Here is a 16,782-nt window from a genome sequence, read left to right as displayed (position 1 = left end):
TTCGCCGGGAACATCACCCGGCGAACGCCTCACCCTCGCGCCGGGGAGAACTCGGGAGCGCGGCGTCAGGTCGTCGAGTCGAGCCAGACCCAGAACCGGTCCCGCAACGCGTAGCGCTCGGGATCGGTGAGGGTGTACACGCCGAGCTTGTCGGAGAGATCTGCCAGCAGAGCACGATCCAGCTCGCGAGGGATCGACGGTCGGGCCGCCCGCACCGCGGCGATCTGCGCCGGGGTGGATGCCGCGACGAAAGACCCCCACGCGTCGGCGACGACGGCGTCGACCTTGGCGGTGAGCTCTTCTGAGGCGACCGCGTACTCCGGAGCGATGTAGGGCGTGCCTCCGGTGCCCGAGCTGTACGCCGGCGTCGAGACGGGGATGCGCGTCGGGGCGGGGGCGGGGGCAGGGCGGGGCCCTGGAACGGGGATCGGCGCCACCGGCGCGGGCTTGGGCGCCGATGCGGCGGATGCCGATGCGCCCGATGCCGATGCGGCCGACTGCGTCGGTCGGCGGACGCTGGCGTCGAGCGCCGGCGGCGGCAGGATCTCCAGGTCGTCGGCGGCGCGGAGCAGATGCCTGCTCACGGCGTTCGGAGTGCCGGCGGCGTTCGGGACGGCCAGCACGATGACGGTGACTCCGAGGTCCTGCGCCTGCTCGACCGCCTCGGTCAGATCGTCGTCGCCCGATACCAGCACGATCGTATCGACAGCGTTGTTCCGGGCGAGGGTGACCATGTCGAGTCCTATGCGCAGGTCGACGCCCTTCTGCTGCCCGTCGACTCCGAAGCGCCCAAGGCGGAGCCTGACCTTCGGCACGGTGCCGATGTCCTCCTGGGACTGGTCCGGCACGCCGTTCTCCGCGGCGTCGTACCAGTTGACCCGGAGCACGGCGAGCTGGGCGATCCGTTCGGACTCGGCGATGATCGAGCGGATGAGCTTGCGGTAGTCGACCACGATGCCGCTCCGCAGCGAGGAGCCGGTCGTGCGCGTGGCGGCGGAGGCCAGAAGGTAGCCGGCATCCACGAATACCGCGCACATCGATCTCATTGCGATCCTCCCCCGGACTCTGTTGCTCTCTCAGGTTAGCGGGCGGTGGCAGGCCAGTGGGGGGTGCAGGTCAGCGGGCGGTGGCACCGGACATCGGGGAATGGTAAAGTTGAGTCAATATCACTCAACTTTGATCCCGGAAGGGATCCACCAGAAGGAGTCTCCTCAGGAGGACGAATGGCCACCCCGCAGACCGAAGAGCAGCAGTCCGCACTCGAGCAGTTCGGCATCAACCTCACCGATCGCGCCCGCCAGGGCAAGCTCGACCCCGTGATCGGACGCGACAGCGAGATCCGTCGCGTCAGCCAGGTGCTCACCCGCCGCACGAAGAACAACCCGGTGCTCATCGGCGAACCAGGCGTCGGCAAGACCGCCGTCGTCGAGGGTCTCGCGCAGCGCATCGTCGCGGGTGACGTGGCCGAGTCGCTCAAGGACAAGGAGCTGGTCTCCCTCGACATTTCCGCCCTTGTGGCCGGTGCCATGTACCGCGGTCAGTTCGAGGAGCGGCTGAAGAGCGTGCTCAAGGAGATCACCGAGTCGGACGGGCGCATCATCACCTTCATCGACGAGTTGCACGTGCTCATGGGCGCTGGCGGCGGAGAGGGCTCTGTCGCAGCATCCAACATGCTCAAGCCCATGCTCGCCCGCGGCGAGCTGCGGCTGATCGGTGCAACCACACTCAACGAGTATCGCGAGTTCATCGAGAAGGATGCCGCTCTCGAACGCCGCTTTCAGCAGGTCTACGTCGGCGAACCTTCGGTCGAAGACACGATCGCGATTCTGCGCGGACTCAAGGGGCGGTACGAAGCGCACCACGGGGTGACGATCTCAGACGGTGCGCTGGTCGCAGCCGCCGCGCTGTCGAACCGGTACCTGCCGGCGCGGCAGCTGCCGGACAAGGCCATCGACCTCGTCGACGAGTCGATGTCGCGGCTGAAGATGGAGATCGACTCCTCGCCGGTCGAGATCGACCAACTGCGCCGTCAGGTCGACCGCATGAAGCTTGAGGAGCTCGCCCTCAAGCGCGAGAAGGACACCGCCTCGAAGGAGCGGCTTGCGGCGCTGCGCGAGCAGCTCGTCGGCCTGGAGCGCGAGCTCGCCGAGCTCGAGGCGCGCTGGGCGCGCGAGAAGTCGGGCCTGAACCGCGTGGGAGAGCTGAAGAAGCAGCTCGACGAGGCCATCACGCAGCGCGACCTCGCGATGCGCAATGCCGACTACACGAAGGCGTCGAAGCTCGAGTACGAGACGATCAAGCGGCTCGAACGCGACATCGCCGAGGCCGAGCAGGCCGAGTCGTCGGTGTCGGACGAGGGCCGCATGGTCAATGAGCAGGTCACCGACGAGGACATCGCCGCCGTGATCGCCGCCTGGACCGGCATCCCCGTCGGGCGCCTTCTGCAGGGGGAGAGCGAGAAGCTGCTGCATCTGGAGAGCGAGCTCGGCAAGCGCCTCATCGGGCAGAAGGAAGCCGTGAAGGCGGTGTCGGATGCGGTGCGCCGCTCCCGTGCGGGCATCAGCGATCCAGGGCGCCCGACCGGCTCGTTCCTGTTCCTCGGCCCGACCGGCGTCGGCAAGACCGAGCTGGCCAAGGCGCTCGCGGAGTTCCTCTTCGACGATGAGCACGCCATGGTGCGCATCGACATGTCGGAGTACGGCGAGAAGCACTCGGTGTCGCGCCTCGTCGGCGCTCCACCCGGTTACATCGGGTACGAGCAGGGCGGGCAGCTCACCGAGGCCGTGCGGCGGCGCCCCTACTCGGTGGTGCTGCTCGACGAGGTCGAGAAGGCGCACCCCGAGGTGTTCGACGTGCTGCTGCAGGTGCTCGACGACGGCCGGCTCACCGACGGTCAGGGGCGCACCGTCGACTTCTCGAATGCGATCCTCATCCTGACGAGCAACATCGGCTCGCCGATCCTCATCGATCCGGTGCTGTCGGCCGATGACAAGCGCGATCAGGTGATGGCGCTCGTGCGGCAGGCGTTCCGCCCCGAGTTCCTCAACCGGCTCGACGACATTGTGATGTTCGCGGCCCTCAGCGAGGACGACCTCGCGCAGATCGTCGAGCTGTCCGTCGACCAGCTGCAGCGTCGTCTGCACGATCGCCGGCTCACGCTCGCGGTGACGCCGGATGCGCGGTCGTGGCTGGCCGAGCGCGGTTACGACCCGGTGTTCGGCGCGCGTCCGCTGCGGCGCCTCATCCAGAACGAGGTACAGAACCGTCTCGCGACGGCACTGCTCTCCGGCGGCGTGCACGACGGCGACCTGGTGCGCGTCGACGTCGCCGCCGACGGGAGCGGGCTCGTGCTCACCAGCGCCGGCCCTGCTGCGGTCGACTGAGCCCGCGCGTGGCGTCGAGCCGTCGCAAACGGCGGGTGCGAGGAGTTCGCACCATGCGTTTGCGACGGCTCGCTGCGCCCGCGCGCCTCGGTAGTGTGGGCGGGTGACGTACGTGGCGGATGATTCTCTCGAGCGGCTCGATCGCGACTGGGTGTGGGACGTGCTCTCCACGCAGGCGTACTGGGGCCGCTGGCGCACGCGCGCCGACGTCGAGAAGCAGATCGACGGGGCGTGGCGTGTCGTCGGGGTGTACGACGAGGCGACCGGTGCGCAGTGCGGGTTCGCGAGGGCGGTGTCCGACGGGGTCGGCGACGCCTACCTCGCCGATGTGATCGTCGACCCCGCGCACCGCGGTCGGGGGCTCGGCAAGATGCTCGTCCGCGCGATGATCGACGAGGGTCCAGGCGCGCGGTTCCGCTGGACGCTGTTCACCTCGGACGCGCACGGCCTGTACTCGGGGTTCGGGTTCGCAGAGCCGGATCGTACGGCGATGGTGCGGGCCAGGGCCTTCTGAGGGGCGGGTTCCGTCCTGCATCCGGCCCTTCCCCGGTCGCCCCGCGGGCGTCAACGTCGGTGGCGTCTGGCACCATGAACAGCATGCGCCGACATCTGCACTGGATCCTCCTGCTCCTCGCAGTGCCGATCTCCTACGTGCTGATCATGCTCGTCGTGCAGTGGCTCAGCGGTCTCGTCGCGGATGCCACCGCCGCAGGCGACGACGGGGGTCGGCTCGGGCTCAACCTGGCCGGGCTTGCCGCGCTCGTCGCGGCGCTCGTGGTGCCGCTGGTCCTGCTCATCCGGGCGATCGTGCAGATGAGGCGCACCTACCGGCGCGCGCAGCGCGCGAAGGGACGCTTCACCGCGTACGAGCAGTCGATGCTCGACCGCGGACGCTACGCCGCCGACGCCTGGGAGCGTGCGCGCACCGCGCGCACCGCGCTGCTCGCCCACGAGATCCCTCCGAGCGTGCAGCAGTGGGACGTCGTCCCGTATGCCGGCGAGGTCTTCTTCGCGCAGGTACCGCTGACCTACGCGCGCTACTACGGGCGCGACGTCTCCTACGCGCAGACATCGGCCGTGGCGCTCGGCAACCCGGCGTTCGTCGTCGGAGCGCTCGCCGTCACCGCGATCTCCAACGCCTCGGCGCGCTCGCGGGCGGCGGCCCAGTCTGCGCCCCAGTGGCGCGAGTGGCAGACTTCGAGCGTCTACATCTCGAACCGGCGCTTCGCCGTGCACGCGGGTGGGCAGTGGCTGTCCTTCGACTACTCTGCGATGACGGCGGTCTTCCCCGAGGCGGCGGCGTCGACGCTCGTCTGCCAGTTCCACAGCGCCGCTCCCCTCCTGCTCGCCGGAGACGACGCCGCCCTCGCCTGCGTGTTCGCCGTGCTGCAGACCCACGGCGTCGACGCGCTGCGCCGGCATCCGTCTCTGCAGATACTCGACCAGCCCGCCGCGCAGCCGACGCTCCCGCCGATCGGCAGGAGTCCGAAGCCGGGCCGGTAGGAAGAGAGCGGATGCCGGTGCCCGCGGCGCTCAGCCCAGTTTGCGGGTGGCCCGCACCTCGCAGCCGTCGGGAGCTGCGGCGGCGTCGATGCGCCAGCACTGGGCGCCGATCTCGGTGCCGGCCGCTGTGCGGTGGGCCGGGACATCGATGGCGAGATCGCCGGAGTCGTTGTGCAGCAGCTCGGCGTCGACTTCCGTCGCGTCGCTGAAGACGATCCGCAGCGCGCGAGGACGGGCGGCCAGTTCGTCTCGATCGACCGAGCCGGCCAGCCGTGCTCCGCGGTACAGGTGCGTGTTCGTCGCGCGCAGCACGATCCGGTCGACGCTCAGATGCTCGGTCATCCGGCCCACGCTACCTGCTCCTCGCCCGCCTCCGCAGGCCGCCGAGCCCCCCTCTTTGCTGCGAGACCCCCTCTTATTCACGCGAACAAGCGGGGGTCTCGGCGGTAGGACGGGGTCTCGGCGACGTGGATCGTTCGGATGCTCAGGCGCTGAGAATCACGCTCTCGGAAAGCGGTCGACGCACGCGCGGGGCGATCTCGCGCTCCTGCAACCTCTCGGGCAGTACAGAGGCGTCGCCGAGCTCGCCAACGGCGATCACGGTCGTGGCGGTGAAGCGCGCCGGCAGATCGGCGAACTCGCGCACGATGTCTGGATTGAAGCCGCTCATCTGGTGCACGAAGAGTCCGTCGTGGTGCGCCTGCACCGAGAAGTGCGCGACGGCCTGGCCGAGGTCATAGAGGGCATGGGTGATCGGGCTGCCGTCTTCTGACTCGGTCTCAGCGATCGCGACGACCAGGACGGCGGCATTGACTGCCCAGAGCTGGTTGAACTCGACGAGCGCATCGACGACCTGAGCGTGCAGGGCGGTGCCGCGCCGGGCGACGATGAATCGCCACGGCTGCGAGTTGTTGGCGGAGGGCGACCAGCGCGCGGCCTCGAGGGCGGCGTTGAGCCTGCTGTCGTCGATCGTGTTCTCGGCGTCGTAGGCGCGGGGGCTCCATCGCTCGGCGAGGAGGTCGAGGACGGGGTGCTCGGTGGGGGCGGTGCGGGAGGCGACGGGCGTGCTCATGGAAGTGCCTTTCTGAGGGAGCGGATCGGACTCCGTCGTCCGGGATGCATCGAGCATAAACACATGCATGCGCATATATATTCCCAATGTCCCGGAACGACATCGGAAGAGCGGATGCCGCAGCTCAGGAACTCGTTGGGCACCCCAGCTGCTCGGCCACCGCGCGCATGGCGGCGGCGGCCTTCGGCACCGTCATGAGGGCGTTGCCGCCGACGATGTGCAGTCCGTACGCATCCTCGAGGGCGACGAAGGTCATCGCTAACTGCTCGTCATCGAGGCCGGGTGTGAATACCCCTGCTTCGCGGCCGGCGACGATCACGCCGCGGTAGGTGTCGAGTTGGCGCAGATACAGCTTCTGCACGAGCTCATCGTGCAGCGCCGAGTTTCCGGCCAGCACGTCGAACTCGTAGAGCAGGCTCAAGAGCGCGTCGTCCGGCCCATCGGGAAGGCCCGCGTCGATCGCAGCGCCGAGGCGGTCGCGGGGGTCGTCGATGCCGGCGAGCACTGCGTCGCGCTCCTCGCAGAACCGCTGGATGCCAGCGGCGTGGGCCTCCACGAGCAGGGCGTCGAGATCTTCGTAGTAGTACAGGATCGCGCCGCGGGTGAGTCCGGCGGCCGCGGCGACGTCTGTGAGCGAGAGGGAGCGCAGGCCGCGCTCCTTGCCCGCGGCGTACGTGGCCTCTATGAGGGCCGCGCGTCGCTCTTCCTGCCGCTTCGGTCGTGCCATCCCTTGACACTACCGGAGCATCGTGTCACACTCAGGGAGTTATTTGACGTGGATGTCAAATAACCCAGGCATGACCCAGCACGACTCGCTCAACGACGAAGAGAGCCCGACGATGTCCCACCCGAACACCTCAGCGCACGCCCCCGCGCTCAACACCGCAGCCACGACGACCCACGGCGGTCAGCTCTCCCGGTCGCTCGGCGTCGGCGGCAACGTGCTCATCACGCTGTCAGGCATCTCGCCGGCATCCAGCGTCTTCATCCTCGGCGGTGCCGCCTTCGCCGGCTATGGCACCGGCGTCTTCTGGGGATTCATCATCGCCGGCGTGATCAGCCTGCTCGTGGCCCTCTGCTACGCCGAGCTCGGGTCGCGGCATCCGCTCGCCGGCGGTGACTACACCCTCGTCAGCCGGGTGCTCGGGCCGGCAGCCGGATCCGCCGTCTTCTTCATCAGCCTCATCTCGCTGCCGCTCATTGTCGCGATCTTCGCCCTCGGTGTCGCCGACTACCTCGGCGTTGCGATTGCGGGTCTGGACCCGCTGTGGACGGCCGTGATCGTGATCGTGCTCGCGACCGTGACCGCGTGCTTCAACATCCGCACCAACGCCTGGGTGACCGGAGCCTTCCTGTTCATCGAGATGGCCGCACTCGTCTACCTGACCTTCCTCGGCGTCGTCCAGATCGAGCGCCCGCTCACCGACCTGCTGAACCCGCAGGCGCTGAACGACGCCGGCGCGCTCGCCCCGCTCGGCATCGCCGGACTCGTGCTCGCGGTGACGCAGGGCATCTTCTCCTACAACGGCTACGGCGGCGCGATCTACTTCGCCGAGGAGACCAAGGACGCCCGCCGCACCATCGCTCGCGCACTGTTGTGGAGCGCGCTCGTCACCGTGCTCGCCGAGATCATCCCGCTCACCGCGATCATGCTCGGCGCTGACACGCTGGAAGAGCTGTTCGGGGCCGACTTGCCGGTGGAATCGTTCCTCTCCGCCCGAGCTGGCGACACGGTGTCGACCCTGATCCTCGTCGCCATCGCGCTCGCGATCGTCAACGCCATCATCGCGATCGCGCTGCAGGCCGGCCGTCTGCTGTTCGCCGCAGCCCGCGACGGCGCCATGCCCCCGTCCGTCGCCGATCGGCTCTCGCGCATCTCGCCGCGAACCAAGATGCCGGTCGCCGCGACCATCGCGATGGGCGTGATCGCCCTCATCGGATGCTTCATCCCCTTCGACGTGCTGTTGAACGCGACGGGCTCCACCCTGGCCTTCTCCTACGGTTTCATCGCGCTCGCCGCCATCGTCGTTCGCCGTCAGCCTGACCTCGTCAGCGGCAGCTACCGCATGCCGCTGTGGCCGCTGCCGCCCGTCGTAGCGATGATCGCCATCGCGACGATCTTCGTGATCGGGATCCTGGATCCCGCCCAGTGGCTGAGCCTCGGCATCTCCGCGGGCATCATCGTCGCCGGCTTCCTCTACTATGCCCTGTACCTTCGGGCCAATCCCGGTGCGATCCACCTGCTCGACGCCGACGACGAAGAGCGCATCGCATGAGCGTCGACACTCTGATCACCGGGGCTCGGGTGCGCACTTTCGACCCGCTCCAGCCCTGGGCGGAGGCCGTCGGCATCGACGGGGACCGCATCGCCTACGTCGGCCCGGCATCCGAGGCTCCGACGGCCCGGCGCACCGTCCACGCCGACGGCCGCTTGCTGACCCCCGGCATCATCGACAGCCACAACCATCTGCTGCTCGGCTTCGACGAGGACGCGGTGTCGCTCGAGGGGGCGCATACCCTGACGGAGGTGCGCCGCCGCATCGCTGACTTCGCCGCACGCCGGCCCGACCTCACCTGGATTTGCGCAGAGAACGCGGTGTACTCGATCGTCGAGGGACGCCGGCCGAACGCCGCCGATCTTGAGGGTCTCACCGATCGCCCGGTGTTCGTCACGACCTACGACCAGCACTCGGTGTGGCTGAACCGCCAGGCGCTGAGCGTGCTGGGCATCTCCGGAGGCGTCGATATCGCGTGGGGGCGGCCGGAGCGGGATGCCGCTGGCGAGCCAACCGGCTGGGTCACCGACTTCTACACGAGCGCTATGACGATCGCCGGCCTCGCCGAGCTGCAACGCGACATCCCGATGTACTCGCCCGAGCGCCGCTATCGCAAACTGCTGTCGAGCGTTCGGATGGCGGCCGCGAGCGGGATAACGACGGCCGTCGAGCCCCAGGTTCCGCTCGCTGAGATCGGCCTGTTCCAGCGTGCGCTCGCCGAGGGCGAGCTGACGTCGCGCGTGATCACGGCGCTGTTCCACCCGGTCGGTGCGGACGGCGCGTTCCGGCAGCGGCTGAAGGAGGCGGTGCAGGATGCCGAGGCTGACGCCGACCCTGAGGGGCTGCTGCGGCTCGGCCCGCTCAAGCTCTACGCCGATGACGTGATCGAGCCGCACACCGCGCTCATGCTCGAGGATTACGCGAACCGTCCCGGTGTGCGCGGGCGGCCGAGCTACCCCGGCCGCGAGCTGGTCGAGGTGATCTGCGAGCTTGACCGCATGGGCTTCCAGACGCACACCCACGCGACGGGGGATGCCGGCATCCGTCTCGCCCTCGACGCGATCGAGCAGGCAGGGCTGCGCAACGGCACGACCGACCGGAGGCACGGCATCGTGCACGTCGAGTGCCTGCACCCTGACGATCTCCCGCGCTTTGGTCGCTTGGGCGTCACGGCGGCGATGCAGCCGCGGCACTGCTCGCCCGACCTCGTCGCCGGGACCTGGATGGAGAACGTCGGCGAGGACCGCTGGTCGCGCGCCTGGAGGTTCCGCAGCCTGCTCGACAGCGGCGCGACCGTGGCTTTCTCGAGCGACTGGCAAGTCGGCGAGATGGACCCGCTGGTGGGCCTGTACTCGGCGGCTACCAGGGCTGGCCTGGACGGGTCTGATGCCTGGACCACGGGCGAGACGGTCGGCCTCGACCGGTCGCTGGAGGCATACACGGTGCACGGCGCACGGGCCTGGCATGCTGAGGGCGACCGCGGCAGGGTGCGAGAAGGGATGCTGGCGGATCTCGTGGTGTGGTCGGACGACCTGTACCGACACGAAAACGACCCCGCCGGCCTACTCGATCAGCATGCGGAGTTGACGCTGGTCGGGGGACGTGTCGCGCACTCCGCCGGGGCACTGGCCGAGCCGACGGCCACCCGTGCCGAAGACCCCGTCGCGGCCGGGCTGGGTGAGGAGCAGGTGCACACGCACTGAGCCGCAGGGGTTTTTCAGGCGCTCAGTGCACGCACTGAGCCGCAGTGAGCGTCCCCTCAGTCCGGCAGGATCACCGCTGCGGCATCCGCCAGCGCCTGGCGAACGGCCCTGATCGAGGGGGCTGCCGCGGATACGCGCCGGGCGGAGGAGAAAATCTCGCGGCGCGGAGAGCCAGGAAGCCCGGTGATGTCGACGGTCGGCGCATCTCCTGCCCAGACGAGCTCCGGCAGCAGTCCCACGGCGAGTCCGGCCCTGATCAGCCGGATGTGCGTGGTGAGGTCGGCGACCTCGAAATGCACCTCTGGTTCGAAGCCTGCGGTTCGGCACAGCTGCTCGGCCCAGGCACGCGAGGCCGTGCCCGCGGGCTCCAGCACCCACGGCTCTTCGCGCGTCGACCACAGCGCAGCTGCGGGGTTCTGGGCGGGTGGACTCCCTGGTCGGCGCGCCAGAGCGATCGCATCGTGAGTGAGCACCACCCGGTCGAGGTCGGTGTTGATGGGTCTCGTGCGCTCGGGATATTGTTCCGCGAGCATGAGGTCGAAATCTCGGCTCGCGACGCCGTCGAGGCTCGTCTCTGGGTCGCATTCGGCAACGTCGACCCGCAGAGACGGATGCTGCTCCTGAAGGGCGAGCAGTGCGGGAGGCAGGAGCGAGTGAGCGGCAGTCTGGAACACCGCGATGCGCACAGTGCCGGTGACCTCCGTCAGCGATTCGGCGACGGCGACCTCGGCCTGCTCGAGTCGATCGAGGATGCCGATGGCTTGGGCGACGAGAACATTGCCCTGTGCGGTGAACTGCACGCCGCGACCGACGCGCCGAAGCAGAGGCACGCCCACCTCTCGCTCAAGAGTGCTGAGCTGCTGCGACACCGAGGCTTTGCTGTAGGAGAGCGCATCGGCCACGGCCGACAGGGTTCCTCGTCGCGACAGCTCGACGAGCAGGCGCAGGCGGTTGACATCAAGCATCCGATTGCCCTCTCGCAATAGTTCATTTTTTCTGAACGGAAATCGTAAGAATCGATTGATAGACGTAGCCTACCGGCTCGCTTGACAATGGGCATGACGCGCACGACTCGGGTGCGCGCTGCGCCCGTGGAAGGTTTCCGCTCATGTCTGTCGTCGACACCGCACCTCGTACCGAAGAAGTCGCCGCCCTCGTGCAGCGCTGGCTGGCCGAGAGCGAGACCCACCCGGTCGAGCCCGCAGCCCAGCGCCTCGCCGAGGTGCTGGGGGACCCGAACGGGCTCGCCTTCACCGTCGGCTTCGTCGACGGCGTGATGCGACCAGAAGACCTCTCCGTCGCCGGCCGCAGGCTCGCCGAGCTCTCCGAGATCACCCCGACCCGCCTGCCCGGCTACCTGCGTGCCGCGATCAAGGCCGGCGGCTTCTGGGCGCCGAAGCTCCCGGGGATCGTCGTGCCGATCTCGCGTCGCGTGCTGCGCGCCATGGTCGGCCACCTCGTGCTCGACGCCACGCCCTCCAAGCTCGGACCCGCGATCGCGAGGCTCCGCAAGAGCGGCAACCGCCTGAACCTCAACCTCCTCGGCGAGGCCGTGCTCGGCGAGCGCGAGGCCGGCCGGCGACTCAAGGGCACCTACGACTTCCTCGCCCGCGACGACGTCGACTACGTCTCGATCAAGGTCTCCAGCGTCGTCAGCCAGCTGTCGATGTGGTCGTTCGACGAGGCGGTGGCGGATGTCGTGGAGAAGCTGACCCCGCTGTACCGGCTCGCAGCCGGCGCCGAATCACGCGGCAAGGCAAAGTTCATCAACCTCGACATGGAGGAGTACCGCGACCTCGACCTCACGATCGCGGCCTTCACCAGCATCCTCGACCAGCCGGGACTCGAGAACCTCGAGGCCGGCATCGTGCTGCAGGCCTACCTGCCCGACGCCCTCGGCGCCATGCAGCGCCTGCAGGAGTGGGCGGCCGCCCGGCGCGCGAAGGGCGGCGCTCCCATCAAGGTCCGCGTCGTCAAGGGCGCCAACCTCGCCATGGAGAATGTGGACTCGAAGGTGCACGGCTGGCCGCTGGCCACCTACTCCACCAAGCAGGACGCCGACACGAACTACAAGCGGGTCCTCGACTGGGCGATGACTCCAGAGCGACTGGATGCCGTGCGCATCGGCGTCGCCGGGCACAACCTCTTCGACATCGCGTACACCTGGCTGCTGGCGAAGAACCGCGGTGTGACGGATGCCGTCGAGTACGAGATGCTGCTGGGCATGGCGACCGGTCAGGCCGAGGCCGTGCGCAAGGACGTCGGCCGCCTGCTGCTGTACACACCGGTGGTGAACCCCGCCGAGTTCGACGTCGCGATCGCGTACCTTGTGCGCCGCCTCGAGGAGAACGCGAGCCCCGAGAACTTCATGTCGGCGGTGTTCGAGCTGGCCTCGAACCCGGCGCTGCTCACCCGCGAGCGCGAGCGTTTCGAGCGCTCCCTCGCCGCCCTCGATCTCGACCGCTCGGTTCCGACGCCGAACCGTGTGCAGAATCGCGCAGCGGAGACCGAGGGCGCCCTTCGTCTCGCTTCGTTCGCTCAGGGAGCGGGTCGTGATTCCCGGTCCCTGAGCGAGGAGCGGAGCGACGAGACGAAGGGCGCTCGCGGACCGAAGGGCGCCGGCTTCCGCAACGAGCCCGACACCGATCCGGCACTCGCCGCCAACCGCGCCTGGGGTCGTGAGATCCTGCAGCGCAGCGTGACGACGACCCTCGGCGAAGGCGCGATCGCCGCGGCCCGCGTCGAGACAGCCGCGCAGCTCGACGACGTGTTCGCCGCCGCATCCGTCGCCGCCGAGAAGTGGGCGGCTCTGCCGGCGTCCGAGCGCGCCGCCGTTCTGCACCGGGCGGGCGAAGAGCTCGCCGCCCGCCGCGGCCAGCTCATCGAGATCATGGCGCACGAGGCGGGCAAGACGATCGCCGAGGCCGACCCCGAGGTGTCGGAGGCGATCGACTTCGCGCACTACTACGCCGAGCGCGCCCTCGATCTCGAGGCCATCGCCGGTGCCGAGTTCGTGCCGTCGAAGATCACCGTGGTGACCCCGCCGTGGAACTTCCCGGTCGCGATCCCCGCCGGCGGCGTGCTCGCCGCCCTCGCCTCGGGCTCTGCCGCGGTCATCAAGCCCGCCAGGCTCACCCAGCGCTGCGGCGCCGTGATGGTCGAGGCGCTGTGGGCGGCGGGAGTTCCCCGCGACCTGCTCGCCCTTGTCGACGTCGCCTCACGCGACCTCGGCACGCAGCTCGTTTCGAGCCCGGTCGTCGACCGGGTGATCCTCACGGGCGCCTATGAGACCGCGCAGCTGTTCCGCTCGTTCCGCGCCGACCTGCCGCTGCTCGCCGAGACCAGCGGCAAGAACGCCATCATCGTCACGCCGTCGGCCGACCTCGACCTCGCCGCCGCCGACGTGGCGCGCAGCGCCTTCGGGCACGCCGGGCAGAAGTGCTCGGCGGCATCCCTCGTCATCCTCGTCGGCTCGGTCGCCGACTCCCAGCGCTTCGAGCGCCAGCTGGTGGATGCCGTGCAGTCGATGCGCGTCGGGCTGCCGAGCGACCCCGCGACGCAGATGGGGCCGATCATCGAGCCGGCGAATGGCAAGCTGCTGAAGGCGCTGACAACCCTGGAGCGGGGCGAGCGCTGGCTCGTGGAGCCTCGCCAATTGGATGCCGAGGGGCGCCAGTGGACGCCTGGTGTGAAGACCGGCGTGGCCCCAGGATCGACCACCCACCTGACCGAGTTCTTCGGCCCGGTGCTCGGCATCATGCGCGCCAAGGACCTCGATGAGGCCATCCGCCTGCAGAACGCCGTCGACTACGGACTCACCGCCGGCATCCACTCGCTGGACTCCGCCGAGGTCGCCACCTGGATCGACCGGGTCGACGCAGGAAACCTGTATGTGAACCGCGGCATCACCGGCGCCATCGTGCAGCGCCAGCCGTTCGGCGGCTGGAAGCGCTCGGCTGTCGGCGCGGGCGCCAAGGCCGGTGGTCCGAATTACCTGTTCGGGCTCGGTGAGTGGGTTCCCGCCGAGCTGCCGGCCGCCGCCGCAGGGGCCGCTGTCTCCGCTCCGGTCGCGCAGCTGCTGGCCGCCGCCGAGGGCGTGCTCGACGCCGACGACACCGAGTGGCTGCGCCGTGCGGCCGCCTCAGACGAGCAGGCATGGACGAGCGAGTTCGGCGTCATCAGCGACAAGTCGGATCTCGGCGTCGAGCGCAACGTGTTCCGGTACCGCCCGACACCTGTCGACGTGCGCATCGGCGAGCGCGCATCCGTGGCCTCCGGCATCCGTGTTCTTGCCGCTGCTCTGCGCAGCGGCAGCCCCTTCACGGTGTCGGCGGCCGCGCTGCCCTCGGCCGTCGAGAAGGCGCTGCGCGCCGCGGGCGTCACGGTCAAGCATGAGAAGGACGCCGCCTGGATCAAGCGTTTCGCGAAGGCGCAGTCGAAGGCCGCGCACACGTGGAACCGGTTGCGTCTGGTCGGCGGCGACCCTGCGCCTGTGTTCGAGGCTCTCGGCGGCACGCCGGACGTGGCCGTCTGGTCGCACGCCGTGACGGGTGCAGGGCGAGTCGAGCTGCTTCCATTCCTGCACGAGCAGGCGGTCTCGATCACGAACCACCGCTTCGGCAACCCGACGTCTCTCGCCGACCACGTGATCTGACCCCCTTCCTGCCTCCCCCCTCCTCCGCCGACGCCCCACCTGGCCCGCGACGCCCCACCTGCGCGACGTCTGCCAGGTGGGGCGTCGCGGCGCAGATGGGGCGTCGCGGAAGGGGGCGGGGGAGAGAGGGGAGCGGGGGAAGGGCGGGGGTCAGGGGCGGAGGGCCTCGGCGAGCTTCACCTTGCCGCCCATGCGCAGCAGCGAGTTCTCGTAGATCTTCGCGCCGACGGCGATCGCGGCCACCGACGCGGCGAGCAGGATCGCGAGGCTGATCAGCGGCTCCCACCACTGCGCCTCACCGACGAACAGCCGCATCGGCATCCCCACAGGGGCCGAGAACGGCACGTACGACATGATCGTGAGCACCAGCGGGTTGTCGTTGAACACGATCACCAGGAAGTACGGCGCCATCACGAGCATCGTAATCGGCATCGTGGTCGAGCCGATGTCCTCCTGGCGCGACACCATCGACGCCGCGGCGGCGAAGAGCGCGGCGAGCAGCACGAACCCGAAGAGGAAGAACACCGCGAACCAGATGATCGGCGCGCCCAGCGTCGAGAGCACCTCGTTCTGGCCGGTCACGATGAGCCCGACCGTGGCGACCGCGGCGAGGGCGATGATCTGCGCCATCGCGAGGATCGTGTTGCCGATGACCTTGCCGGCGAGCAGCGTCCGCGCGGGGATCGCCGACAGCAGCACCTCGACCACGCGGGTCTGCTTCTCCTCGACGACACTCTGCGCGATCGTGCCGCCGAACGTCGACGCCGCCATGAGGAACACCAGCCCGAAGCCGAGGGCGATGAAGTAGCGCAGCATCGGGTTCGTCGTCGGCGGCTCCAGCAGCTGCACCTCCGGCGTCACCGAGAGCCCGGCGACGAGGTCGCCAGGCGCGTCGGACAGTGCAACGACGGTGAAGCCGTTCGGGCCGTCGCCGACCAGCACGGCCGCCTCGACCGTGCCGTCGCGCACGAGCGCCTCGGCGGCGGCATCGTCGGCGACCTCGGTCGCCTCGACGTTCGGCAGCGCTTCGACGACGGATGCCGTCTCCCCCGTGACCGCGACGGTCGTCGCCTCCGGATTCTTGCTCGCGAACCCTCCGATGAGGATGCCGGCGAGCGCGATGGCCAGCAGGATCACCGTCGAGATGATGAAGGTCTTGCTGCGCAGCTTCGACCCGATCTCGCGCTCGACGACGAGCCAGACGGCTTGCGTCGGCGAGTTGCCCGTGGCTCCTGCGGGCGGACGCGGGGGCTGTGTCGTGTTCACTGGATGACCTCCTTGAAGATCTCGGCGAGGGTCGGATGCACGGGCGCGAAGCGCGCGACCTCGCCGCGCTCGACCGCTCCGCGCAGCACGCGCTGCGCGGCCTCGTCGCTGTCGGCCTCGAACAGCGCGTATCCGCCCTCGAAGTCGATCACGGCGACGCCGGGCTCGGCCTGCACCCATCCGGCATCCGTCGACGCGCGCAGCTCGTAGCGGGCGCTCGCGTGCTCGGCGCGCAGCGCGTCGCGGGAGCCGGCCGCGCGGATCGTGCCGCCGGCGAGGATCACGAGGTCGTCGCAGAGGCGCTCGACGACATCGAGCTGGTGCGAGGAGAAGAGGACGGAGGCGCCCTGCGCGGCAGCGGACTGCAGGACACCGGCGACCACGTCGACGGCGAGCGGGTCGAGCCCCGAGAAGGGCTCGTCGAGGATGAGGACCTCGGGGTCGTGCACGAGGGATGCGGCGACCTGCGCGCGCTGCTGGTTGCCCAGCGACAGCGACTCGATCGTGTCGTCGAGCCGTTCGCCGAGTCCGAGCTCGTCGAGCAGGGCTTTCGCGCGCTCGGTGGCGTCGGCCTTGTCGAAGCCGTGCAGGCGCGCGAGGTACACGATCTGCTCGAGCACCTTCATCTTGGGGTACAGGCCGCGCTCTTCTGGCATGTATCCGAAGCGGCGGCGGTCGTCGGGGTCGAGGGGCGCGTCGCCGATCGTCACGGTGCCCGCATCGGACGACAGCAGCCCGAGCACGATGCGCATCGTCGTCGTCTTGCCTGCACCGTTGCCGCCGACGAAGCCGGTCAGCCGTCCGGGGGCGACCTCGAACGACACGTCGTCGAGCACGCGCCGATCTCCGTAGCTCTTGGTGATTCCGCTCAGGCGGAGCGTTCCTGTTCGCATGCCATCACGCTATGGCGCAGCCCGCGGGCCGG

13 protein-coding genes are annotated in these 16,782 nt (G+C 69.4%); 6 read left to right on the top strand and 7 right to left on the bottom strand.

From position 1 onward, the window contains the following. Positions 1 to 65: 65 nt before the first annotated feature. Entirely contained in the window at positions 66 to 1,037 is a 972-nt protein-coding gene (locus tag QM568_RS09745; protein WP_415138266.1) for an NYN domain-containing protein, read from the bottom strand. Positions 1,038 to 1,223: 186 nt separating this feature from the next. Here QM568_RS09745 and QM568_RS09740 point away from each other — a divergent pair, with 186 nt between their 5' ends. From QM568_RS09740 to QM568_RS09730, 3 genes are all read left to right on the top strand, one after another. Then, the gene (locus tag QM568_RS09740; RefSeq protein WP_415138264.1) at positions 1,224 to 3,383 is read left to right on the top strand and encodes an ATP-dependent Clp protease ATP-binding subunit; all 2,160 of its coding nucleotides are present in this window, start codon (positions 1,224 to 1,226) and stop codon (positions 3,381 to 3,383) included. A 103-nt stretch (positions 3,384 to 3,486) separates the two neighbouring features. Further along, positions 3,487 to 3,897 carry a GNAT family N-acetyltransferase gene (locus QM568_RS09735; RefSeq protein ID WP_415138262.1) on the top strand — a complete coding sequence of 137 codons (411 nt, stop codon included), beginning with the start codon at positions 3,487 to 3,489 and terminating at the stop codon, positions 3,895 to 3,897. 74 nt (positions 3,898 to 3,971) lie between these two features. Then, positions 3,972 to 4,886, top strand: a complete 915-nt coding sequence (locus tag QM568_RS09730; protein WP_415138260.1) for a hypothetical protein — start codon at positions 3,972 to 3,974, stop codon at positions 4,884 to 4,886. 30 nt (positions 4,887 to 4,916) lie between these two features. On the opposite strand, the gene QM568_RS09725 is transcribed toward QM568_RS09730, so the two are convergent. From QM568_RS09725 to QM568_RS09715, 3 genes are all read right to left on the bottom strand, one after another. Beyond that, a complete protein-coding gene (locus QM568_RS09725; protein ID WP_415138258.1) occupies positions 4,917 to 5,228 on the bottom strand; it encodes a hypothetical protein in 312 nt (103 codons plus the stop codon). A gap of 142 nt (positions 5,229 to 5,370) precedes the next feature. Then, positions 5,371 to 5,958, bottom strand: a complete 588-nt coding sequence (locus QM568_RS09720) for a nitroreductase family protein (protein ID WP_415138256.1) — start codon at positions 5,956 to 5,958, stop codon at positions 5,371 to 5,373. A 124-nt stretch (positions 5,959 to 6,082) separates the two neighbouring features. Then, positions 6,083 to 6,685, bottom strand: a complete 603-nt coding sequence (locus QM568_RS09715) for a TetR/AcrR family transcriptional regulator (protein ID WP_415138254.1) — start codon at positions 6,683 to 6,685, stop codon at positions 6,083 to 6,085. 70 nt (positions 6,686 to 6,755) lie between these two features. Between QM568_RS09715 and QM568_RS09710 the strand changes: the two genes are divergently transcribed. Both QM568_RS09710 and QM568_RS09705 read left to right on the top strand, forming a co-directional pair. Next, positions 6,756 to 8,234 carry an APC family permease gene (locus QM568_RS09710; RefSeq protein WP_415138252.1) on the top strand — a complete coding sequence of 493 codons (1,479 nt, stop codon included), beginning with the start codon at positions 6,756 to 6,758 and terminating at the stop codon, positions 8,232 to 8,234. Continuing rightward, complete coding sequence (locus QM568_RS09705; RefSeq protein ID WP_415138250.1) at positions 8,231 to 9,937, top strand: amidohydrolase; 1,707 nt, start codon at positions 8,231 to 8,233, stop codon at positions 9,935 to 9,937. Before QM568_RS09710 ends, QM568_RS09705 begins: the two co-directional genes overlap by 4 nt. A 56-nt stretch (positions 9,938 to 9,993) precedes the next feature. Here the strand turns inward: QM568_RS09705 and QM568_RS09700 are convergent, their stop codons facing one another. Beyond that, on the bottom strand, positions 9,994 to 10,902 hold the full coding sequence (locus QM568_RS09700; protein WP_415138248.1) for a LysR substrate-binding domain-containing protein: 909 nt from the start codon (positions 10,900 to 10,902) through the stop codon (positions 9,994 to 9,996). Positions 10,903 to 11,045: 143 nt separating this feature from the next. On the opposite strand from QM568_RS09700, the gene QM568_RS09695 reads away from it, so the two are divergent. Further along, a complete protein-coding gene (locus QM568_RS09695) occupies positions 11,046 to 14,591 on the top strand; it encodes a proline dehydrogenase family protein (RefSeq protein ID WP_415138246.1) in 3,546 nt (1,181 codons plus the stop codon). Between the two features lie 150 nt (positions 14,592 to 14,741). Here the strand turns inward: QM568_RS09695 and QM568_RS09690 are convergent, their stop codons facing one another. Together QM568_RS09690 and QM568_RS09685 are read right to left on the bottom strand one after the other, a co-directional pair. After that, the gene (locus tag QM568_RS09690) at positions 14,742 to 15,857 is read right to left on the bottom strand and encodes an ABC transporter permease (protein ID WP_415138244.1); all 1,116 of its coding nucleotides are present in this window, start codon (positions 15,855 to 15,857) and stop codon (positions 14,742 to 14,744) included. Then, positions 15,854 to 16,750: an ABC transporter ATP-binding protein gene (locus tag QM568_RS09685; protein ID WP_415138242.1), complete on the bottom strand. Its 897-nt coding sequence runs from the start codon at positions 16,748 to 16,750 to the stop codon at positions 15,854 to 15,856. The genes QM568_RS09690 and QM568_RS09685 overlap by 4 nt, the downstream gene beginning before the upstream one ends. Between the last annotated feature and the right edge of the window lie 32 nt (positions 16,751 to 16,782).

The sequence above is a fragment of the Microbacterium sp. genome (genome assembly GCF_047607465.1).
In the GTDB taxonomy this organism is placed as follows: domain Bacteria; phylum Actinomycetota; class Actinomycetes; order Actinomycetales; family Microbacteriaceae; genus Microbacterium.
This window is presented reverse-complemented; position numbering and strand designations above follow the sequence as displayed.

Bases quoted from the DNA above. Each gene is read 5' to 3' on its own strand.
- QM568_RS09700 (WP_415138248.1), bottom strand. From the start codon at position 10,902: ATGCTTGATGTCAACCGCCTGCGCCTGCTCGTCGAGCTGTCGCGACGA.
- QM568_RS09725 (WP_415138258.1), bottom strand. From the start codon at position 5,228: ATGACCGAGCATCTGAGCGTCGACCGGATCGTGCTGCGCGCGACGAAC.
- QM568_RS09730 (WP_415138260.1), top strand. From the start codon at position 3,972: ATGAACAGCATGCGCCGACATCTGCACTGGATCCTCCTGCTCCTCGCA.
- QM568_RS09740 (WP_415138264.1), top strand. From the start codon at position 1,224: ATGGCCACCCCGCAGACCGAAGAGCAGCAGTCCGCACTCGAGCAGTTC.
- QM568_RS09745 (WP_415138266.1), bottom strand. From the start codon at position 1,037: ATGTGCGCGGTATTCGTGGATGCCGGCTACCTTCTGGCCTCCGCCGCC.
- QM568_RS09720 (WP_415138256.1), bottom strand. From the start codon at position 5,958: ATGAGCACGCCCGTCGCCTCCCGCACCGCCCCCACCGAGCACCCCGTC.
- QM568_RS09695 (WP_415138246.1), top strand. From the start codon at position 11,046: ATGTCTGTCGTCGACACCGCACCTCGTACCGAAGAAGTCGCCGCCCTC.
- QM568_RS09710 (WP_415138252.1), top strand. From the start codon at position 6,756: ATGACCCAGCACGACTCGCTCAACGACGAAGAGAGCCCGACGATGTCC.
- QM568_RS09705 (WP_415138250.1), top strand. From the start codon at position 8,231: ATGAGCGTCGACACTCTGATCACCGGGGCTCGGGTGCGCACTTTCGAC.
- QM568_RS09685 (WP_415138242.1), bottom strand. From the start codon at position 16,750: ATGCGAACAGGAACGCTCCGCCTGAGCGGAATCACCAAGAGCTACGGA.
- QM568_RS09715 (WP_415138254.1), bottom strand. From the start codon at position 6,685: ATGGCACGACCGAAGCGGCAGGAAGAGCGACGCGCGGCCCTCATAGAG.